The organism is Pseudonocardia sp. (assembly GCF_050246655.1).
Taxonomy (GTDB): domain Bacteria; phylum Actinomycetota; class Actinomycetes; order Mycobacteriales; family Pseudonocardiaceae; genus Pseudonocardia.
In genome coordinates this window covers 20,776-40,314 of record NZ_JBFWVQ010000001.1, presented here as the reverse complement: position 1 = coordinate 40,314, position 19,539 = coordinate 20,776, and the positions used below count along the sequence as shown (strand labels likewise).

The window sequence follows — 19,539 nt, the reverse complement described above, 5'->3', positions numbered from 1 at the left end:
GCCGCTCGTTGCGTCGGGGGCGTAAGAGCCCGCCGCTACAGCTCGGCGGCGAGCGGCACCGCCTCGACGGCGGGGGAGCACATCCACTCCCGCAGCGCCAGGGTGGCGGCCACGTCGTCCGCGTTGTAGTCGAGGAGCCGCTGCCGCTGCCGGGCGTCGGGCGGCGCACCGTCCGCGCCGACGGCGTCCCGGTACCAGCGCATCGAGTTCTCCCCGCCGGCCTCCGCATCACGCCACGCGAAACCGGCCACGGGTGCGACGACCTTGAGCCCCTTGCCGTGCGCGCACAGGAACCACTCGCCGACCAGTGCGAACACGTCCACCCACTCCGGGGAGCCGATGAACTCCTCGATCTCGTCGACCGGCGGCACGCCCGGCAGGCCCGCGAACCGCCGGGCGGAGCCGAGCAGCCAGCGGTTCTCGGCGTCGGCGTTGTAGCAGTACGCCGCGAACGTGCGCCCCGAAGCGTGGGCGCGCCGCCGCACACCGCGGAACCACGCCCAGAACTCCGCGAACGAGCGCGCCTCGTCCCGCGTCGGCAGCGGCTCCCAGGTGGCGAACGCGCGGTACCCGTCCGCCTCGTCGCCGTCGCGGTGCCCACCGGGATGGCGCAGCAGCGCCCCCCAGAGGTACGCCCCGGACTCGCCGAAGCTCTCCATGTCCACGTCGACCTCGACGTCGGCGCGCGGCACCGGCACCCGATCCACCCGCCGGACGACGGCGAGGCCGCGCAGCCATGCGCGGGCGAGGGCCACGAGATCGCCCAACGGGGGCCCCGGCACGGGCCCGGGCGGCACCTCCAGGTCGATCTCCGCCAGCTCCCGGACGCTGCGCACCCCGAGATCGCGCAGCGCGGCCGCCGACTCGCCGCGGGCGACGAGGCTGACGTCCTGCACACTCGACAGCTCCGCCTCGCAGGTGGGCCACCAGGGGCAGCGCCGGCACTCGTTGATCCGCGACGGGGCCGCGAGCGCCGGGCCACCGGACCGCGCGGCGAGCGCGACGGCCGCACGGTCGGCGAACCGCAGGTCGTACTCCTCGATCGTGGTGCGCCCGCCGGGCCAGTGCTCGGCGGCGAGGTCGTGCCACACGACGACGTCCGCGTCCAGGCCGATCACACCGGCGCGGGCGGCGAAGGGCGCTTCCTCGGCGGGTGCCCAACCCGAGGCCCGCAGCATCCGGTGCAGGTGGGCCAGGCGCAGCAGGTCCCGCGCGTGGGAGCGGACCCGCCGCTCGCCGTCGGGCCCGGCGCGGTGTGGCGCGACGTCCGGCAGCGGCGTGGTGTGCGCCCCGGACCCGGGATCGGTGATCCGGTGGTGCACGACGATGACGGGCAGGTAGCCGCCGTCGGGCAGCCGCACGAGCAGCTCAGCGGACCCGCGCCTGCCGACTCCCGGCGTCCCGGGCGCGTCCCCGGTCCCGTACGCGGGCAGCGCGCCGCCCCAGATCAGCGGCGCACCCGCGGCGACCGCGGCCGCCGTGGCCGCCGCCCGCTCGGCGGGCGGTCCCGCCGTGGGGACCGCGTACCAGCCGGATCCCACCGCCTCGGCCAGCCGCGATGCGATCCGCTCGCGGTGCGCCGCGGCGTCGGCCCGGCGCTGCTCGAGCGCGGGATCGGGGAGCGCCCGGGGCGCGGCGACGGCCGCCGGATCGTGGTCGAGGTGGACGCGCCGACGGCAGCGGGTGGTGGCGGCGGCGTCGAGCGACACGGGACGGGCCCGCCCTGCACCTCCCGCCGCGGGGTTCGAGGGCTCCCGCACCGCCGCTGTCGCCCCCGCTGTCGCCCCCGCCGTCGCCCCCGCCGTCGCCGTCGTCACTGCCGTCACGCCGCGAGCGTAATGACCGGCACCGACAACGTCGTCGAACTCACGGTCCACACGGCGGGTCCGACCGGCAGGACGCGCCGAACGGGCAGGCCACGGCCCGGGCGCCGGGACCCGCGTCTGCACTAGGCTCCGGCTGCCGGACCGGCGAGGACGGGGAGGACGGGACGATGGGGCTGCGGCGACGTGCCGGATCGCGAGCGAACGGCGCCGGTCCCGACCCGGGTACGGAGGGCAGCCTCGGTGCCGGGCCCCCCGCCGCCGATCTCGTCGGCGCGTCCAAGCCCGCGAGGGAGCGCAAACCCCTCACCGCCGCGAAGGCGAAGCGGCTGATCGGCGTCGGCACGGCCGTCGCACCGCTGATCGCCCCGTACGCGATGGCCGCGGCGGGCGCCGCGCGGGCCCGTTGGGACGCCCACCGTGCGGCCCGGCTCGGCGTGCCCCCGGACCAGCTGGTGTCGTACGCCAGCCGCGGGGGTGCGCTGCACGCGCGGCTGTCACGGATCGCGGAGACGCTCACAGCGCTGGACGAGCGGGGCGACGAGGCACGCCGCTTCGCGGCGGACGTCCGTCCGCGGCTGGCCGATCTCGCGGTGGCCGTCCGCGCGGCGGAGCAGATGCCGAGCGCCCGGCGGCGCACCGCGTTCCGGGCGATCGGTGACGAGCTGGACCGCATCGAGGCGGACCTGCTCACCCAGTTGGGCGTCGACACCTGAGAATCGCGTCACCCGCCGTGGTGCCCGGGCCCGACGGCGAGGGATACCGTCATGCCCGTGACGGTGGACGCGCAGCCGGTGTCGGTCCCGCACGGGGCCCGTTGACGTGACGCGCGCGACGGCACCCCGGCCGACGGGGGAGCGGTGGGTCCCCGCGGGATGGTTCCTCCTCACCCTCGTGACGGCCGTCGTGGCCAGCGTCGCCGCCGGTGCGCTCGCCGGCACGGACGTCTGGGTGCTGCTGGGCACGGCGTCGAGCCGGGCGGGCATGACGGCGGTGGGGGTCGCCTGCGTCGGCCTGTCCCTGGTGGGGGTGCTGCTGCCGGGTGGGCGGGAGTCGGCGGTGTTGCGCGCTCGGGCGGACCGGGCGGTCCTCGTCGCGGCAGGCGTCTGGGTGGCGCTCGTGCTGGTCGGCATCGCGTTCCGCGCCGCCGACGCCTACGGCGTCGCGGTGACGGAGCTGGCCGCTCCGCAGCTGCTGCGCTGGAGCACCCAGCTCGCCGCGGGTCGCGGGATGCTGCTCGCCGCGTGCTGCGCGCTCGTCGTCGCCGGATGCGTGGCGGTCCGCCTGCGGGACCCGGAGCGGGTGTCGGCGCGGGCGCCCCTGGTGGCCGCCCTGCTGGGGGTGCTGATGCCCGCGGTCACGGGTCACGCCAGCGCCTCGCCGGACCACCAGGTCGCGGTGATCGCGATCGCGCTGCACGCCGGTGCGGCGGCGCTGTGGGTCGGTGGGCTGGGCGCGGTGCTGGTGCTCGTCGCGGCGCGCCGCCAGCTCCTCGCCGCCGTGCTGCCGCGCTACTCGGCCCTCGCGGGGGCGTGCCTCGTCGCGGTGGCCGTGACGGGGGTGGTGAGCGCGGCCGTCCGGCTGACGTCGTGGACCGACCTGTGGACCACCGGCTACGGCGCGCTCGTGCTCGCCAAGGCGGCCGGGCTGCTCGTCGCGGCGGCGTTCGGGAGCGTCGCGCGGCGACGGCTCACGGCCGGAAGGGCCCCCGTGCTGCGGTGGGCGCCGGTGGAGGTGGCGGTCATGGCGGCGACGCTCGGGCTGGCCGCAGCACTCACCCAGGCCGCCTGAGAAGCCCTTCGCGCGGTCTCGATCTGAGACGGCGACGACGGCGCCGGCCACATCTCCGCAGGTGAGCGGGGTGGCCGACGGTGTCGTGCGCCGAAGCTGCCCGTTTTATCGCTCCGTGGAATCCGGTGGGTTGTGAGCCCCGACACCCGGGGTTGAGATCGGGGCCGTACAACGCAGTCGAGGAGGTATGCCGGTGAAGGCCGTCCGGGTACACGCGTACCACCAGGATCCGCAGATCGACGACATTCCCGAGCCGAAGCTCCAAGGCCCACTGGATGTGATCGTCAAGGTGGGCGGTGCCGGGCTGTGCCGCACCGATCTGCACATCGTCAACGGCGACTGGGCCGAGGCGATGGACCCCGCTCTGCCGTATGTGATCGGGCACGAGAACGCGGGCTGGATCGCCGAGGTCGGTGAGGGGGTCACCAATGTCGCGGTCGGGGACACGGTGATCCTGCACCCGCTGGCGACCTGCGGTTTGTGTCCGGCGTGCCGGCGCGGCAAGGACATGCAGTGCAGTGACGCCTATTTCCCGGGCCTGTCGAACAACGACGGAGGGATGGCGGAGTACCTGCGCACGAGTGCCCGCTCGTGTGTGAAGTTGAAGCCGGAGACCAAGCCCCAGGACGTCGCCGCGCTGGCCGATGCGGGTATCACCGCCTATCACGCGGTGCGCAAGGCGGTGCCGCGGCTCTACCCGGGCACCTCGGCGGTGGTGCAGGGTGCGGGCGGCCTGGGGCACATCGGCATCCAGTGCCTCAAGGCGCTGTGCGCGACCGACGTCATCGTCGTGGACCGCAACGCCGACGCGTTGGCGCTGGCCAAGCAGATCGGCGCCGACCACACCGTGCTGGCTGACGGCAACCACGTGGACGCGGTCAAGGACCTCACCGACGGTGCGGGTGCGACGGTGGTGTTCGACTTCGTGGCCGAGCAGGGTGCGGAGCTGGACGCCTGGCAGATGACCGCCCCGGACGGCTCGATGTACGTGATCGGCTACGGCGGCGAGTTCAAGGCGCCGACGCTGGACTTCGTCGCGGGGGAGAAGAACGTCATCGGCAACATCGTCGGCACCTACGCCGACCTGTCCGAGCTGATGGTGCTGGCGCAGGCCGGCAAGGTCACCCTGCACACCAAGCAGTACTCGCTGGAGAACGCCCTGGACGCGTTCCACGATCTCGACCAGGTCCGCGTCCGCGGGCGGGCGATCCTCGTCCCTTGATCTTCACTCGAAACGACACCGGAAACCGACAGCGATAACGACGTCGCATCGACGCGAAAGGCCCACCACATGTACGAGAAGGACGGCGAGAAGTACTTCGTGGTCGACGCCCACATGCACTTCTGGGACGCGAGCCGCGAGAACTGGCGCGAGGGTCGCGAGCAGTACGCGAAGGGCTGGATCGACTGCTTCTACGGCTACCACCAGCTCGCCCCGCCGGAGACGCACTGGGACTACGAGCACTACCTGAAGGTCTCCGAGGAAGACCTGATGCGGGACGTGTTCGAGGAGGGCTACGTCGACGTCGCCATCTTCCAGTCCACGTACCTGAAGTACTGGTACACGGAGGGTTTCAACACGCTGGAGCGCAACGGCGCGCTGGCCCGCAAGCACCCGGACAAGCTGATCGCCAACGGGGCGTTCGACCCGCGCGACGGCGACGCGGGGCTGCAGCGGTTGGAGCGTGACGCCAAGGAGTACGGGCTCAAGGGCGTCAAGCTCTACACCGCCGAGTGGCACGAGAACGGTTCGCGCGGCTACAAGCTGACCGACCCCGAGGCCTACCGGTTCCTGGAGAAGGCCCAGGAGCTGGGCATCAAGAACATCCACGCGCACAAGGGCCCGACGATCTGGCCGCTGAACAAGGACGCGTTCTCCGCCGACGACGTCGACGCTGCGGCGACCGACTTCCAGGACCTCAACTTCATCATCGAGCACGCGGGCATTCCGCGGATCGAGGACTTCTGCTTCATGGCGGTGCAGGAGCCCAACGTGTACGCGGGTTGCTCGGTGGTCATCGGCGGGCTGATGCACGCCCGTCCGAAGTTCTTCGCCAAGGTGCTGGGCGAGCTGCTGTTCTGGGTGGGTGAGGACCGGCTGACCTTCGGTTCGGACTACAACATCTGGACGCCGAAGTGGCAGGTCGAGGGCTTCGTGGACTACCAGATGCCCGACGACGACCAGTTCGCCGACTACCCGCGGCTGACCACCGCCACCAAGAAGAAGATCCTGGGTCTGAACGCCGCCAAGCTCTACGACCTCGATGTCCCGGCGGAGTGCCGACTGCCCGTGGAGACGCCGTCCGCGCCGGGCGAGCAACTGGTGGAGGCGTGACCGAGTCCCGCGCTCCGGAGGCGGGCCGGACGGCGTTGCAGGACGCCGTCTGGGCCGCCCTGGGCACGGTGCTCGATCCGGAGATCGACGAGCCGATCACCGACCTGGACTTCGTCGAGTCCTACGTCGTCGACGACGAGGGCGTGGCGGCCGTCCGGCTGCGGTTGCCCACCTTCTTCTGCGCGCCGAACTTCTCCTTCCTGATGGTCGCCGACGCCTACGACGCGGTGTCGGCGGTCCCGGGAGTGGCGCGCGCGGAGGTGGAGCTCGCCGACCACCACGCGTCCGCCGAGATCAACGGGGGTGTCGCCGCGCACGCCGGCTTCGTGCAGACGTTCGCGGGCGAGGCCGTCGAAGAGCTCGACGGGCTGCGGGAGCTGTTCCTGTCCAAGGCCGCGATCGCGGGCCAGGACCGGGTGGCCCGGCCGCTGGTCGACGCGGGTGTCGGCCCGGAGGAGCTCGCCGAGCGCACCCTCGGCACGCTGCCCCCGTCGAAGGATCTCGACCGGTTGCGCCAGCGCCGGTCGGCCCTGGGGCTCCCGCACGACGACGACGCGCCGCTGCTCATCCACGCCGACGGTTCCCGCGTGACCTCCGCCCAGGTGCCGCTGCACCTGCGCCGGGCCCGCGTGACCCGCATCGGGATGGAGTCCAACGGCGAGTACTGCAAGAGCCTCTTGCACAGCAGGTACTCGGAGGCCGCCACGGCGCGGTGACGCCGCGACCTGCCCGACGGCCGTGCCCCAGGCAACGGGGCACGGCCGTCGTCGCATGTGGGCTGGTCCTGTGCGGTGGGCAGGCGGGATGCTCTGGCGCGTGAGCGAACCGGGCCCGGACGCGCTGGTCGGGCGGGCGGTGGAGACCGCCGTCCTGCGCGATCGGCTGGAGTCGGCCGGCCGCGGCCACGGCCGGCTTCTGGTGTGCTCGGGTGAGCCGGGGATCGGCAAGACGCGGCTCGCTCAGGAGCTCGCGGCCGCGGCCCTCGCGCGGGGGACGGCTGTGGCGTGGGCCCGGTGCGTCGAGGACGAGGGTGCGCCCGCGTACTGGCCCTGGCAGCAGGTGCTGCGCACGGTGGACGGCGGCGCGCTGACGGCGCTCGCCGCCGTCCCGGCGGCATCGCCGCAGGACCGCTTCCGGGTCCGCGACGGCATCGCCGAGGCGGTGACCGGGTTCGGCAGGCCGTTGCTCGTCGTGCTGGACGATCTGCAGTGGTGCGACGAGCCGTCGCTCGCCGTGCTGCGTCATCTCGCGGACCGGCTCGACACGGTGCCGGTGCTGGTGTGTGCGACCTGGCGCGACACGGAGCCGGACGCTCCCGGGCTGCTCCCCGATCTGTTGCGGGCGCCCCGGGCCGAGGAGCTGCACGTGCGGGGGCTGGACCTCGCGGCCGTGCGGGAGCAGCTCGACGCGTTCGGGGCGGCGGACGGCGTGGCGGCCGCGACGGTGCTGGAGGCCACCGGCGGCAACCCGCTGCTGGTCCGCGAGATCGCCCGTGCCGTCGCGGACGGCACGTGGCGCGAGGACCGGGTGCCGCGGTCGGTCCGCGACGTCGTCGCGGCCCGGATGGCCCGGCTCGGGGCGGGGTGCCGCGAGTTCGTCCAGGCCGCGGCCGTCGTCGGGACGCGCTTCCCGCCCGCGCTCGTGGCGGCCGTGCTCGGCGGGCCGCTGGACGGCGCCGACGTCGACGAGGCGGTGGCCCGGGGTCTGCTCGACCGCGACGGCGGGACCGGCGAGCTGCGGTTCGTCCACGCGCTCACCCGCGACGCCGTCGTCGCGGCGGTGCCCACGGCGAAGCGGCTCGCCCTGCACCGCGCGACCGCCGAGGCGCTCGCGGCGCGGCACGCGGGCGACGTCGCCGACCACCTCGACGAGATCGCCCGTCACCGCCTCGCCCTGGCCGGCTACGGCGAGGCGGAGACCGCGCGGGAGTGGGTGCTGCGGGCCGCCACGGAAGCGGCTCGCAGGCTCGCCTTCGACCAGGCCGCCCGGCAGTACAGCACGGCTCTCGCCCTGCCCGCCGCCTGGGCCGATCCCGTGCAGCGCCACGGCGCGGAGGTCGCGCTCGGCCGCGCGGCCTACCTCGCAGGCGATCTGGACGCGGCCGTGGCCGCCGCAGCGGCCGCGGCCCGCACCGCACGTGCTGCCGCGCGGCCCGACCTGCTCGCGGAGGCCGCGCTCGTCCTCGACGCGGTGACGGACCCGGCCGTCAACGCCGCCACCGCCGAGCTGTGCACGGAAGCGCTCGCCGTCGCGGGCGACGCACCTGCACCGCGGGCTCGGCTGCTGGCCCTGCGCAGCAGCCTCGCCTTCTACGCGGGCGATCGCGATTCGACCGCCACGGCGAGCGCGGAGGCCCTGCGACTGGCCCGCGCAGCGGGCGACGACGAGGCCCTGGTCGCCGCGCTGCGCGCCCGTCTCGACGCCTGCCCGGGGGTGGCGGGGGTGGGCGAGCGGCTGCGGCTGGCCGACGAGATGGCGGGGGTCGCGGACCGGACCGGCGGCGCCTACCCGGCGCTGTGGGCCCGGCTGTGGCGGGTGGACGCCCTCATGGAGGCGGGCGCGGTCGCGTCGGCTGCCGAGCAGGTGGCGCCGCTGGGGCGGGCGGCCGCTCGGGTGGGCGGTCCGGTCGCGGCCTGGCACCGCGACCGCGTCGCCGGCTGCGTCGCGCAGGCCCAGGGACGCTTCGCGGACGCCGAGGCGTCGTCGGCGCGGGCGTTCGAGCGGATGCGCGCAATCGAGCCCGCCGCCGCGCTGGGCGTCCGGCTGGGGCAGCTGAGCGCGCTCGCCCGGCATGCGGGCACCTCGCAGGCCGGCCTGGGGTTCGCCCTGAGCGCCGCGACGCCGCCGCCCCGGTTCGTCACGCTGGCGCAGCTGGCACGGGCCTTCCTGCTGCTGCGCGCCGGGCGGGCCGAGGAGGCCGCCGCCCGCTACGTGCAGGCAGGCGCCCCGGAGTCCTGGACATGGCCGGTCTTCTACGTCGCGCAGGGTTTCACTCTGGCCGTCCTGCTCACCGCCGGGCTCGGCCGACCGGCAGACCTGCGCGCCGCGCGGGCCGGTCTCGCGGCCTTCCGCGGTCAGCACGTCGCGGGCGGCGGGGTGAACTACCACGGCCCGGTCGAGCTGACGCTCGGCCTCGGCGCGCTGGCCCTGGGCGAGCTCGACGCCGCCGTCGACGACCTCGTCGTCGCGCTGGATCGCGCCCGCGGCGCCGCGGCGCCCGGGTTCGCCGCCGAAGCCGGCCACCTGCTGGCCGCCGCCCTGCTCGCCCGCGCGGCGCCCGGTGACCGCGACCGCGCCCGGCGCGCGGCGGCGGAGAGCGACCCGGTGCTACGGGCGCTGGGGATGGAGCCGTACCTCGGGGCGAGCGCGGAGCTGCGGCGCAGGCTCGGCGGCGGCGACGGCGGGCTCAGCGTCCGCGAGAGCGAGGTGGCGCGGCTGGTCGGCGAGGGCCTCACCAACCGTCAGATCGCCGCGCGTCTCGTGATCTCCGAGCGCACCGCGGGCAACCACGTCCAGAACGTCCTCACCAAGCTCGGCTTCAGCTCTCGCAGTCAGATCGCGGCGTGGAACGCACGCCGGGAGACGGACGGGTAGCGCGATGAGCAGTTCACCCCATGTGCGGCCGTTCCCCCCGACCTAGCGTTCCTCCCGCGGTCACCGACGGCCGCCAGAAACCCGAGGAGGACACCGTGACCTACGTGACCGTCGTCGACGACGCACCCGTGCGCACCATCGCCAACCTGGAGCAGCTGATGGCCGGGTTCCCGGCAGAGCCGGACGGCCTCGTCGCCCGCTACGCCGGCACGGTGGACGGCAAACTGTGCATCGTCGCGGTCTGGGACTCCCGCGAGGACGCCCGGCGGTTCCTCACCGAGGAGCTCCCGCCCGCGCTCGGGCGGCTGCTCGGTCCGGAGCCCACGGGCCTGCCGCAGGCGCGGGGTCTGGACGTCGAGCACAGCTGGACGCGGGACGCGGACCGCTGACCGGCCGCGTGCGGTCGGGGTCTCCCTGGTCGGGGGAGTGACCAGCGGCGGACCGCGGCGTTGACCCGGGTGACCGCAGGCGCCGCACGGTGCGCGTCCCCGGTGCCCGGTCCGCTCCCCACCGAGCGAGGGGCGCGCCCGGGGTGTGGGGGCTCCCCGGGCGCGCCGTTCCAGATCCGCGAGTTGCGCATCTCATCAGCGCGAGTTCCGCATCCCGTGTCCGCGAGTTGCGCATTCCGCGCCGGCGAGTTCCGCATCCCGCGTCCGCGAGTTGCGCCTTTCGTCAGGTCGGGTAGGCCACCAGCACCCGGAACAGGTTGCGCAACCGGTACCCGCCCCCGACCGTCCGCAGGGGCTCCAACCGCTCCAGCACGGCCGCGCGCACCGCCGCGGGATGCGCCTGCCGGCCCACCATCCGCGCCAGGCCGGACGCGAACAGCGGCCCGATGACGGCGTCCTCGTCGGGGTAGTCGAACGGGCACACGACCTCGTCGAGGCCGCGCACCGTCAGGCCCGCGCGTTCGGCGAGGCCGCGCAGCCGATCCGGATCGCTGATGGACGGGCCCACCGGAGGGCGCGGTGGCAGCCACCGTCCGAGGGCCTCCCCGAACGCGCGGACGTCGCACTCGTCCTCGCGCCCCCACACCGTGACGGCGACCGCCCCGCCCGGACGCACGACGCGTGCCGCCTCGCGCAGCACCGCGAGCGGATCCGGCACGTGGGTGAGCAGCTGCACCGCCGCGACGACGTCGTACGCCGCCTCAGGGCCACCGAGGGCGGCCGCGTCACCCACTCGGAACACCCCCTCGGGCACGTCGCGCGCCGCCGCCGCGACGGCGTCCGCATCGGTGTCGATCCCGATGACCGACGCCCCCCGGTCCGTGGCCGCGCGCGCGAACGCGCCGCGCCCGCACCCGATGTCCAGCAGCGCGGTGCCCGCGCCGGTGCCGGTGACGTCCAGGACGTGGGTGTGCAGGGGCAGGCCCCAGCCGCGTGGCCCGTCGGTCATCCCCACACGTCCCGCGCGACCTCGACGATCAGCCGCAGCTTGGCGAACTGCTCGTCCGCGGTGAGGACGTTGCCCTCGACCGTCGAGGAGAACCCGCACTGCGGCGACAGGCACAGCTGCTCCAGCGGGACGTGCTTAGCCGCGTCGTCGATGCGTCGTTTCAGCACGTCGGGGTCCTCCAGCCGGCCGTTCTTCGTGGTCACCAGGCCGAGGACGACCATCGTGCCCGGTGGCACGAACCGCAACGGCGCGAACCCGCCCGAGCGCTCGTCGTCGAACTCGCAGAAGAAGCCGTCGACGGCGAGCTCGGAGAACAGCGCCTCGGCGACGAAGTCGTAGCCGCCCTCCGCGGCCCACGAGGAGCGGTAGTTGCCCCGGCACATGTGGGTGGTGACGGCCATGTCGGCCGGGCGGTCCGCGATCGCGGCGTTGATCTGGCGGATGTAGCGCAGGTGGGCGGCGTCGGCGTCCTCGCCCCGCGCGGCGAACGCGGCCCGCTGGGCGGGGTCGTTGAGGTAGGCCAGGCTCGTGTCGTCCAGCTGCAGGTAGCGGCAGCCCAGGTCGTACAGGGCGTGGAGCTCGTCGCGGTAGGCGGCGGAGAGGTCGTCCCAGAAGCCGTCGATCTCCGGGTAGACGGAGCGGTCGATCGCGGCCGTGCCACCGCGGTAGTGGACCATGCTCGGCGAGGGGATCGTCAGCTTCGGGAGGGCGCTGCTCGCCTGCGCGGCGAGGAAGCGGAAGTCCTCGGCGAAGATCGGCTCGGCGAGGTGCACCCGTTCGGCGACGGCCAGGCCCGCGGCGGTGAACGCCGTCTCGCCGCGGTCGCTGCGCATCCGGACCTCGATGCGCTGGTCGGTCTGCACGACGCCGCCCAGCCGGTAGATGAAGTCCATGTGCCAGGACGCGCGGCGGAACTCCCCGTCCGTCACCGACTGCAGCCCGATCCGTTCCTGGGCGGCCACCACGTCGCGGATCGCGGCATCCTCGACGGCGCGCAGGCCGTCGGGATCGAGCCGGCCCTCGGCGTGGGCGGCGCGAGCGGCGAGCAGCTCGGGTGGGCGCAGGAGGCTCCCGACGTGGTCGGCGCGGAACGGCGGTGTGGCGCGCATGGGCCGAACCTAGCCCTCGGCGCTCAGGTCAGCACCGGGTTGCCCGCGTAGGGCTGGTGGGCGAGAAGCCGCATCGGCAGGCCCGCGGTGTGGACGACCCGCTCCGGGCGGACGTGCACGCGCCTGCCGGTCCCGCCGTCGTCGCCGCCGACCCCGCGCGGTGTCCAGTCGAGGCGCGCCGGCCCCGACACCTGCAGGCTCGTCCCGGATCCGAAGTCCAGGAACAGCAGCGCCGCCACGGGGTTCGCCGCGATGTTGCCCAGGCTGTTGAACATGTTGTTGCCGGGGTAGTCCGGCCACCACAGCCCGTCGCGCTCGACGCGGACGAACCCCGCCGCCCCGCCGCGGTGGGACGTGTCCGCGCCGCGCGTCGGGTGCGCGGTGCCGAGGACGAAGGTGTCGGCTCGCCGCACCTGCGCGACGTGCGCGGGGTCGAGCTCGCGATGGCGGGTGACGGTGGGACGGGCCTCTGCGACGGCGGCGGTCTCGCGGATCTGCCGTTGCTGGATGTACTTCGGACAGTTGCCGAACGCCTGGTCGACGGCGACCTCGAACCCGTCGCCGTCGACCCTGCGCAGAACGCCGTTGACGCGCAGGCGCCTGCGCCGGTCGAAGTCGACGAGCAGCAGCCCGGCCTGCTCGCCCTCCTGCAGCTCGTGCAGGGGGTCGCCCGGGAGCGGGAGAGCGGCCACGGTGAGCGTCGCCGCGCGGGCGCGCAGGAAGCCCTGCGGCCCGTGGACGGCTGACGTCCACAGCCGCCCGTCGCCGTCCCGGGAGGTGAGCAGGGCGAGCCTGCGCTCGGCGGCGAACCGGCCCATCGCGCCGTTGAGGTCGGGCGGGCCCAGCATTCCCGCGAGGCGGGCCGCCTCGGCGGTGAGTTCGGCGCGACGTTGGACGAGCAGCTCGCCCTCGTGGAAGGCCCCGGTGGAGGACACGTCGCGCCGCCTACGCGCGGAACCCGCGGGCGAATACCATGTCGAACCTCCGCTCGTCGGCTAACCGTCATCATAGCCATACAAAGGTTAGTAGACGACGTGTGTTGTGCCGCATGCCGCGAGGCCCGACCATGGCCCTGACGCCGGTGGGACGCGGATCGGAGCGGTCGCCGCCGATCCGCGGATGCCGGCAGGGGCCGGAGACGGGAGGACCGGATGGCCGCGGACGTCATCGACATCGCGTTCGTCGTGCCGTCGAGCGGCCCGTCGGGCATCTACGGGCCGTCGTGCCGGGCGAGCGGCCGGCTCGCGGCCACCGAGCTGAACCAGACCGGCGGGATACTGGGCCGCGAGGTGCGACTGCACCCCGTCGACGGCGGCTGTCATCCCGCCCGCGTCGCCGAGCAGGTCGAGGCGATGGTCGATCGGGGGCTCGTCGACGCCGTCACGGGGTGGCACACCTCCGCTGTCCGCAGGCAGCTGGCCGCGCGCCTGCGTGGGCGCGTCCCGTACGTCTACACCGCCGTCTACGAGGGTGGCGAGCGCGCGCCAGGACTCTTCCTGACCGGGGAGACGCCCGTCGACCAGATCCTGCCCGCGATGCGCTGGATGGCCGACGAGCTGGGCGTACGGACCTGGGCCGTCGTCGGCAGCGACTACGTCTGGCCCCGGGCGTCGGCCCGGGCGGCGCGCGGCTACGCGCGCCAGGTCGGTGCCGAGATCCGCGACGAGATGTTCGTCCCGCTGGCCGCCACCGACTTCGACCACGTCCTGCAACGGATCCGGCGGGCCCGCGTCCAGGGTGTCCTGATGCTCCTGCTCGGATCGGACGCGGTGCGGTTCAACCGGGCCTTCACCGACCAGCGGCTGCACGAGGGCTGCATCCGGTTCAGCCCGCTGATGGACGAGAACATGCTCATGGCCACCGGTGCGGCCAACATCCACGACATCTACGCCGCCGCCGGCTACTTCGAGACCCTCGGCACGGCCCACGGCCTGGACTTCGAGCGCCGCTACGTGGATGTGATGGGCCCGTGTGCCCCGGCGCTGACCTCGCCCGGGGAGTCCTGCTACGAGGGCCTCGCGCTGTTCGCGCAGCTCGCCGCCGCGGCCCGCACCACCGACGTGCCACGGATGAGCAAGGTGGCCGACACCGTCTGCTACGAGGGCCCCCGCGGCGTCGTCCGCGTCCGCGACCGCCACTTGGTGCAGCGGATCTACCTGGCGCGGGCGGACGGGCTGGAGTTCGACGTACTGGCGCAGATCTGCAGCGGTGCGTAGCCGGGACTACGCGAAGAAGCCGCAGGACGGCGCGGCGCCCGCGACCGCGCGTTCCCGCGCCACGCCTGCGGGCGCGCAGATCTCGAGCCGGATGCCGTCCGGGTCGAGGAAGAAGAAGCCGCCCGACTCGAACTCGGCGCTGTGCGGGACGATCTCGCCGCCGTAGAGCAGCGTGGCGCCCAGGTCGCGTACCCGGTCGCGGACGCGCTCCACCTCCGCTACCGAGCCGACGTGGAACGCGAGGTGGTGCAGGCCCGGCGTGGCCGTGGCGAACTCGCCCGTGCTCTGCTCCCACAGGGTGATCGCGAGCTTGTCGAGGAAGTCGTCCGACGCGACGTCCGGGTTGCCGAGGAACGCGAACCTGCGCCCATCGGCGGTGGACTGTCCGAGCAGCTCCAGGCCGAAGACCTCCTGGTAGAAGGCGCGCGAGCGGTCCAGATCGGTGACGTTCACGCCGACGTGCCCGGTGCGGAGTGCCATGATGTCTCCAGATTCGCGAGTGAGGCCGTTAACCGTCGTCAGGAACTATTGCAGGTTAAAGGGTGGAGCATCAAGCCGGAGACGCCGCCGAGCGTCGGTTCCTCTTCCTCGGGGGCCACGTCGCGCTGGACTTCGTCAACACCGTCATGGTCGAGAACGGTGAGGTCGTGGACCGGCTCACGTCCCCAGGGGACCTCGCGGCCTGGGTCGCGGTGTCCGACCTCGGGCCGCGGTACGGGACGCCCGACACGATCGGGCCCGCCGTCTACGCCCAGGCGATCGGCCTGCGCGGCGCGCTGAAGGCGGGACTCGACGCGCTGGTCGTCGGGGAGCCCGTACCGGACGCGACGGTGGCCACGCTCAACGCGATCCTGCGCAACGCTCCGGGCTCGCAGCTGCGCAGGTCCGGACCCGAGGGCCTGCGGCACGTCCTGCGGGTGGACCTCGCCGCGGACGCCGGACCGCTGCCGTGGCTGCTCGCCGACGCGGCCGCGACGCTGCTCGCGGGCGAGGACGCCGGGCGCCTGCGGCGGTGTGCCAACTGCGACACGTGCGTGCTGATGTTCCTCGACACCTCGCGCAGCCACACCCGGCGCTGGTGCAGCATGGAGCTCTGCGGCAACCGCAGCAAGGTCGCCGCCCACCACGCCCGCCGCCGGCTGCGGGACGGCGGGCTCGCGGCCCCCTCCTGACCCGGCTGTGGCCGGGCACGGGTGCCGCGCGGCATGATCTGCGTCATGGAGCACGGCGTCGTGACCTTCCTGACCGACTACGGCATCGACGGCGTGGTCCTCGCCCGGGCGGTCGAGGAGCGCGGGTTCTCCTCGCTGTTCCTCACCGAGCACACCCATATCCCCACCTCCCGCGAGTCGCCGTGGCCCGCGGGCGGGGACCTGCCGAAGCGGTACGCCCACACGTTCGACCCGTTCGTCGCGCTCGCCGCGATGGCCGCCGTCACCGAGCGGATCGCGCTGGGGACGGCCGTGTCGCTCGTCGCCCAGCACGATCCGATCGTCCAGGCCAAGGCGGTGGCGAGCCTGGACCGCATCGCGGGCGGGCGGTTCGAGCTCGGCATCGGCCCCGGGTGGAACGTCGAGGAGGCGGCCAACCACGGCGCCGCGGACCGGCGGACCGCCCGGATGCTCGAGCACGTCGACGCCATGCGCACCATCTGGACGAACGACGAGGCCGAGTTCCACGGCGAGTTCGTCGACTTCGATCCGATCTGGTGCTGGCCCAAGCCCGTGCGCGTGCCGCCGGTGCTCATCGCCGGGGCCGGGCCGACGGTGCTCGACCGCGTCCTGTCGCACGGCGACGGATGGATCCCGCTGCGGGTGCGGGCGAGCGAGCTGGACGTCTTCGGTGCGCGGATCGAGGAATTGCGCCACCGCGCCGCCGACACCGGGCGCGGGCACCTGCCCGTCACGATCTACGGGGCGGCGGCGAAGCCGCAGGCGTTGGAGTCGTACGCCGCGGCTGGCTTCGACCGGGTGCTGTTCGAGCTCCCCGACTTCGGTGAGACCGAGCCCGGGCGGGACGGGCGGGGGACGGACGCGGTGCTGCGGGAGCTGGACCGGCTCGCGGCGTTGCGCGGGGCGGGCTGACGGTTTCCGCAACTCGCGCGGGTGGATTGCGCAACTCGCGGGGGTGGGCCGGGGCGCGGCAGGATCGGCCCATGGCGGGCAGCGGTGCGGCACGGGCGGTGTGGCTCGAGGCGGCGGTGAACGGTCCGTGGTCGCGGGCCCGGCAGCCGGGGATCCCGATCAGCGTCGACGAGATCGTCGCGGACGGGATCGCGTGCGCCCGCGCGGGCGCGGCGATCGTGCACGTGCACCCCTACGACGTCGCCACCGGCCGCCAGCGCGACGATCCCGACATCTACCAGCCGATCATCGAGGGCATCCGCGCCGAGGTGGACGCCGTCGTCTACCCGACGCTGCCGCTCGCGGGCAGCCCGGACGCCCCCGAACCCATGGCGCCGCAGGAGCGCTTCGCCGCGGTTGCCGAGCTGTGCCGCCGTGGCCTGCTGGAATGGGCGGTCGTCGACCCGGGGACGACCACGCTCACCCACCTCGACGACCTCGCGGCGGGCCGCGACGGGTTCGTCTATCTCAACCCGGACGCGCACGTCCGCTTCGGGCTGGCGACGGTCGCCGCCGCCGGGGTGCGACCCGCATACGCCTGTTACGAACCGGGGTTCACCCGCTTCGGCGCGGCGATCGCGGCCGCCGTGCCCGGCTTGCCGGAGCCGGTCTACCGGTTCATGTTCACCGAGGGCTTCCACTTCGGTTTCCCGCCGCGGCGCTACGCGCTGGAGGCGCACCGCCGGCTGCTCGCGGACTCGGCCGCCGGGGCCCAGTGGATGATCGCGGGCCTCGCGGTGGACGTGCGCCCGCTGATCCCGGACGCCGTCGAGCTGGGCGGGCACGTCCGGGTGGGGCTGGAGGACGCGCCGTTCGGCTGCTCGGAGAGCAACGAGCAGCTCGTCCGGGACGCCGCACGGCGGATCGAGGACGCGGGCGGGCGGGTCGCGACGGCCGCGGAGGTCCGGGCGGCACTCGCGGCCTGAACCCGTAGCGGCCCTCGATCGGGTCGAGGACGGCGGCAGGACGCGCAACTCGCGCTGACGAGATGCGCAACTCGCGCTGACGAGATGCGCAACTCGCGCTGACGAGATGCGCAACTCGCGCTGACGAGATGCGCAACTCGCGGGTCAGTCGCGGGAGCGGCGGAAGGCGCGCAGCAGGGCGTCGACGACGTCGTCGGGGAGCGTCTCGACCTCCACGCTGCCGGTCGCCGCGATCGTCGTGCGCATCTGGGCGAGATAGGCCTGGCAGCCGGGGCAGTCCACGAGGTGGGCCTCGATCGCCGCGACCTCGTCGCGGGGCAGGGCGCCTTCGAGGTACTCGGTGATCAGCTCGACCAGCTCGCGGCACGCCACGTCGCGAGTACCGGTCATGCGATCACCGCCTCCAGCGCGGACCGCAGCCGGGATCGACCCCGGTGCAGGAGCACACGCTGGTTCGCGGGGCTGAGATCCAGCAGGGTGCACACCTCCTCCGCATCCAGGCCGTGGACGTCGCGCAGCTCGACGACGCTGCGCTGCCGGGCCGGGAGCGCAGCGAGCGCGGTCTCCAGCACAGCACGGAACTCGGCGGACAGCAGCGCGGGCTCGGGTCCCCACTCGATGGGCGCAGCCTCGTCGCGCCAGTGACCGGGCCACGGGTCGTCCTCCCCGCGGAACCGGGACGGGTCGACGGCCAGCTCGTGCTCCAGGGTCATGATCCGGGCCTCGGCCCGGCCGCGGCGGCGGGCGATGTTGGCGACGATCGTGAGCACCCAGCCGCGCAGCGAGGCACGGCCCTGGAACCCGTTGAGCCCCCGGACGACGGCGAGCCACGCCTCCTGCACCACCTCCTCGGCGGAGGCGTGGGTGCGGACGTGGCCGCGGGCCACGCGCAGCATCGCCGGCGACCAGGCCCGCACGACCGTGACGAACGCGGCTTCGTCCCCGTCCTGCAACCGGACCACCAGATCCGCATCCTGCGGCAGCACCGGGGCACCGTACTGCCGCTCGGTGCCAGACCCGCAGCGGCGGACATTACGGTCCGCCGACAGGCGCTGCGGCCCGCGGCGAGCGCGCGAGCAGCGCGAGCGCCGCGGCCGGGAACACCAGCACCGACACCAGCCCCGCCGCGACGAGCCCGGCGGCGACGGCCGGATCGAGGACGCCGGTGCGCTCCCCGATCTCCGTGGCCGCGAGCAGGAACGGCAGCGACGTCGCCTGCAGCAGCGCGACCGCGACCGTCTCGCGCCCGGACAGCAGCCCGCGCAGAGCCAGCGCCGGGAGCCCCCGCACGAGCAGCAGCGCGGCGAGGAAGGCCGGCACGAGGGCGAGCGCGGTCGGGTGCTCGACGAGTCCGCCGAGGTCCAGGGTGAGCCCGCTGGTCACGAAGAAGACGGGGACCAGCAGCCCGTAGCCGACGGCGTCGAGCTTGACGGGGTAGAGCGGGTGGGTCCGTTCCGGTTCGGGGTCGAGCGCGCGCACGAGCACACCGGCGAGGAACGCGCCGAGGATCGCCTCGAAGCCGAGCGCCGCCGCGGCGAACGCGAGCCCCGCGACGAGCAGCACGGTGAGCCGGACACGGATCTGGGCGCTGGTGTCGGCCAGCCGCTCGATCAGCGCGGTGATCCGCATCGAGTGTTCGGCACCCAGCACTGTCAGCCCGATCGCCGCGAGTGCCACGACCAGCAGCGCGAGCAGCAGCAGCCGTCCGGCCAGCGGGGTGTCCATCCCGGCGAGCCCCACCGACAGCAGCACGACCGCCGCGATCTCGCCCGCCGACGCCCCCGCGATGGTGAGCCTGCCGACGGGGTCGGCGAGGCGGCCCGCGTCCGCGAGCACGGGCACGACCAGCCCGAGCGAGGTGGCCAGCAGCGCCACCCCGAGCAGCGGTGCCCCGCCCACCCCCAGCGCGACGAGCACTCCGGACACCAGCCCGGCGGCCAGGACGGAGATCAGCAGCGACAACGCCACGCGGCGCCCGGTCGTCCCGCGGAACCGACGCAGGTCCACCTCCGACCCCGCCAGGAACAGCAGGAACGACAGGCCGAGCAGGGCGACTGCGGACACCGTCTCGTCGGCGTGCACCCAGCCCAGCACGGACGGCCCGAGCACGACGCCCGCCACGATCTCCACGAGCGGCCCGGGCAGCGGCAGCCGCGGGACCAGTCCGAGCAGCAGCGGGACGAGGGCGGCGACGGCCAGCACCGTCACGAGCGACCCGGACACC

At 74.4% G+C, this 19,539-nt stretch carries 19 protein-coding genes; 11 read left to right on the top strand and 8 right to left on the bottom strand.

Annotated features, from left to right (window positions below; genetic code table 11):
* Positions 1 to 35: 35 nt before the first annotated feature.
* Positions 36 to 1,709 carry a TM0106 family RecB-like putative nuclease gene (locus AB7J25_RS00180; protein WP_428503872.1) on the bottom strand — a complete coding sequence of 558 codons (1,674 nt, stop codon included), beginning with the start codon at positions 1,707 to 1,709 and terminating at the stop codon, positions 36 to 38.
* A gap of 284 nt (positions 1,710 to 1,993) precedes the next feature.
* Between AB7J25_RS00180 and AB7J25_RS00175 the strand changes: the two genes are divergently transcribed.
* From AB7J25_RS00175 to AB7J25_RS00145, 7 genes are all read left to right on the top strand, one after another.
* The gene (locus tag AB7J25_RS00175; protein ID WP_428503642.1) at positions 1,994 to 2,539 is read left to right on the top strand and encodes a DUF6474 family protein; all 546 of its coding nucleotides are present in this window, start codon (positions 1,994 to 1,996) and stop codon (positions 2,537 to 2,539) included.
* A gap of 106 nt (positions 2,540 to 2,645) precedes the next feature.
* A complete protein-coding gene (locus AB7J25_RS00170; protein WP_428503640.1) occupies positions 2,646 to 3,614 on the top strand; it encodes a copper resistance D family protein in 969 nt (322 codons plus the stop codon).
* Positions 3,615 to 3,807: 193 nt separating this feature from the next.
* Entirely contained in the window at positions 3,808 to 4,836 is a 1,029-nt protein-coding gene (locus AB7J25_RS00165; protein WP_428503638.1) for an NAD(P)-dependent alcohol dehydrogenase, read from the top strand.
* Positions 4,837 to 4,905: 69 nt separating this feature from the next.
* Positions 4,906 to 5,949 carry an amidohydrolase family protein gene (locus AB7J25_RS00160; protein WP_428503636.1) on the top strand — a complete coding sequence of 348 codons (1,044 nt, stop codon included), beginning with the start codon at positions 4,906 to 4,908 and terminating at the stop codon, positions 5,947 to 5,949.
* Positions 5,946 to 6,665, top strand: coding sequence for a metal-sulfur cluster assembly factor (locus AB7J25_RS00155; protein WP_428503634.1), 720 nt, complete (start codon positions 5,946 to 5,948; stop codon positions 6,663 to 6,665). Before AB7J25_RS00160 ends, AB7J25_RS00155 begins: the two co-directional genes overlap by 4 nt.
* Positions 6,666 to 6,765: 100 nt before the next feature.
* Positions 6,766 to 9,543: an ATP-binding protein gene (locus AB7J25_RS00150; protein ID WP_428503632.1), complete on the top strand. Its 2,778-nt coding sequence runs from the start codon at positions 6,766 to 6,768 to the stop codon at positions 9,541 to 9,543.
* A 95-nt stretch (positions 9,544 to 9,638) separates the two neighbouring features.
* Positions 9,639 to 9,932, top strand: a complete 294-nt coding sequence (locus tag AB7J25_RS00145; RefSeq protein ID WP_428503630.1) for a hypothetical protein — start codon at positions 9,639 to 9,641, stop codon at positions 9,930 to 9,932.
* Between the two features lie 283 nt (positions 9,933 to 10,215).
* Here the strand turns inward: AB7J25_RS00145 and AB7J25_RS00140 are convergent, their stop codons facing one another.
* Genes AB7J25_RS00140 through AB7J25_RS00130 form a run of 3 tightly spaced genes read right to left on the bottom strand, consistent with a single transcriptional unit; the run spans position 10,216 to position 12,985 of the window.
* Complete coding sequence (locus tag AB7J25_RS00140) at positions 10,216 to 10,941, bottom strand: class I SAM-dependent methyltransferase (RefSeq protein WP_428503628.1); 726 nt, start codon at positions 10,939 to 10,941, stop codon at positions 10,216 to 10,218.
* A complete protein-coding gene (locus tag AB7J25_RS00135; protein ID WP_428503626.1) occupies positions 10,938 to 12,050 on the bottom strand; it encodes a 5-methyltetrahydropteroyltriglutamate--homocysteine S-methyltransferase in 1,113 nt (370 codons plus the stop codon). Before AB7J25_RS00135 ends, AB7J25_RS00140 begins: the two co-directional genes overlap by 4 nt.
* A 23-nt stretch (positions 12,051 to 12,073) precedes the next feature.
* Positions 12,074 to 12,985 carry a pyridoxamine 5'-phosphate oxidase family protein gene (locus AB7J25_RS00130; protein WP_428503624.1) on the bottom strand — a complete coding sequence of 304 codons (912 nt, stop codon included), beginning with the start codon at positions 12,983 to 12,985 and terminating at the stop codon, positions 12,074 to 12,076.
* Positions 12,986 to 13,201: 216 nt separating this feature from the next.
* Here AB7J25_RS00130 and AB7J25_RS00125 point away from each other — a divergent pair, with 216 nt between their 5' ends.
* Complete coding sequence (locus AB7J25_RS00125) at positions 13,202 to 14,266, top strand: substrate-binding domain-containing protein (protein ID WP_428503622.1); 1,065 nt, start codon at positions 13,202 to 13,204, stop codon at positions 14,264 to 14,266.
* A gap of 6 nt (positions 14,267 to 14,272) precedes the next feature.
* On the opposite strand, the gene AB7J25_RS00120 is transcribed toward AB7J25_RS00125, so the two are convergent.
* Positions 14,273 to 14,746 carry a VOC family protein gene (locus AB7J25_RS00120; protein ID WP_428503620.1) on the bottom strand — a complete coding sequence of 158 codons (474 nt, stop codon included), beginning with the start codon at positions 14,744 to 14,746 and terminating at the stop codon, positions 14,273 to 14,275.
* A 62-nt stretch (positions 14,747 to 14,808) separates the two neighbouring features.
* On the opposite strand from AB7J25_RS00120, the gene AB7J25_RS00115 reads away from it, so the two are divergent.
* The 3 genes from AB7J25_RS00115 (at position 14,809) to AB7J25_RS00105 (ending at position 17,315) form a co-directional block, all read left to right on the top strand.
* On the top strand, positions 14,809 to 15,438 hold the full coding sequence (locus tag AB7J25_RS00115; RefSeq protein ID WP_428503618.1) for a CGNR zinc finger domain-containing protein: 630 nt from the start codon (positions 14,809 to 14,811) through the stop codon (positions 15,436 to 15,438).
* Positions 15,439 to 15,483: 45 nt separating this feature from the next.
* Positions 15,484 to 16,350 (top strand): LLM class F420-dependent oxidoreductase, encoded by an 867-nt coding sequence (locus AB7J25_RS00110; protein WP_428503616.1) that lies wholly within the window; start codon positions 15,484 to 15,486, stop codon positions 16,348 to 16,350.
* Positions 16,351 to 16,421: 71 nt separating this feature from the next.
* Positions 16,422 to 17,315: a 3-keto-5-aminohexanoate cleavage protein gene (locus AB7J25_RS00105; protein WP_428503614.1), complete on the top strand. Its 894-nt coding sequence runs from the start codon at positions 16,422 to 16,424 to the stop codon at positions 17,313 to 17,315.
* A 144-nt stretch (positions 17,316 to 17,459) separates the two neighbouring features.
* Here AB7J25_RS00105 and AB7J25_RS00100 read toward each other — a convergent pair whose 3' ends face one another.
* From AB7J25_RS00100 to AB7J25_RS00090, 3 genes are read right to left on the bottom strand one after another with little or no spacing between them, the layout of a single operon-like run.
* Positions 17,460 to 17,705 carry an anti-sigma factor family protein gene (locus AB7J25_RS00100; protein WP_428503611.1) on the bottom strand — a complete coding sequence of 82 codons (246 nt, stop codon included), beginning with the start codon at positions 17,703 to 17,705 and terminating at the stop codon, positions 17,460 to 17,462.
* The gene (locus tag AB7J25_RS00095) at positions 17,702 to 18,301 is read right to left on the bottom strand and encodes an RNA polymerase sigma factor (RefSeq protein WP_428503609.1); all 600 of its coding nucleotides are present in this window, start codon (positions 18,299 to 18,301) and stop codon (positions 17,702 to 17,704) included. Before AB7J25_RS00095 ends, AB7J25_RS00100 begins: the two co-directional genes overlap by 4 nt.
* A gap of 46 nt (positions 18,302 to 18,347) precedes the next feature.
* A complete protein-coding gene (locus AB7J25_RS00090; RefSeq protein WP_428503607.1) occupies positions 18,348 to 19,538 on the bottom strand; it encodes a cation:proton antiporter in 1,191 nt (396 codons plus the stop codon).
* Position 19,539 lies beyond the last annotated feature (1 nt).

Coding starts and splice junctions, on each gene's coding strand:
- AB7J25_RS00110 (WP_428503616.1), top strand. CDS start 15,484: ATGGAGCACGGCGTCGTGACCTTCCTGACCGACTACGGCATCGACGGC.
- AB7J25_RS00120 (WP_428503620.1), bottom strand. CDS start 14,746: ATGGCACTCCGCACCGGGCACGTCGGCGTGAACGTCACCGATCTGGAC.
- AB7J25_RS00160 (WP_428503636.1), top strand. CDS start 4,906: ATGTACGAGAAGGACGGCGAGAAGTACTTCGTGGTCGACGCCCACATG.
- AB7J25_RS00105 (WP_428503614.1), top strand. CDS start 16,422: ATGGCGGGCAGCGGTGCGGCACGGGCGGTGTGGCTCGAGGCGGCGGTG.
- AB7J25_RS00135 (WP_428503626.1), bottom strand. CDS start 12,050: ATGCGCGCCACACCGCCGTTCCGCGCCGACCACGTCGGGAGCCTCCTG.
- AB7J25_RS00125 (WP_428503622.1), top strand. CDS start 13,202: ATGGCCGCGGACGTCATCGACATCGCGTTCGTCGTGCCGTCGAGCGGC.
- AB7J25_RS00140 (WP_428503628.1), bottom strand. CDS start 10,941: ATGACCGACGGGCCACGCGGCTGGGGCCTGCCCCTGCACACCCACGTC.
- AB7J25_RS00100 (WP_428503611.1), bottom strand. CDS start 17,705: ATGACCGGTACTCGCGACGTGGCGTGCCGCGAGCTGGTCGAGCTGATC.
- AB7J25_RS00175 (WP_428503642.1), top strand. CDS start 1,994: ATGGGGCTGCGGCGACGTGCCGGATCGCGAGCGAACGGCGCCGGTCCC.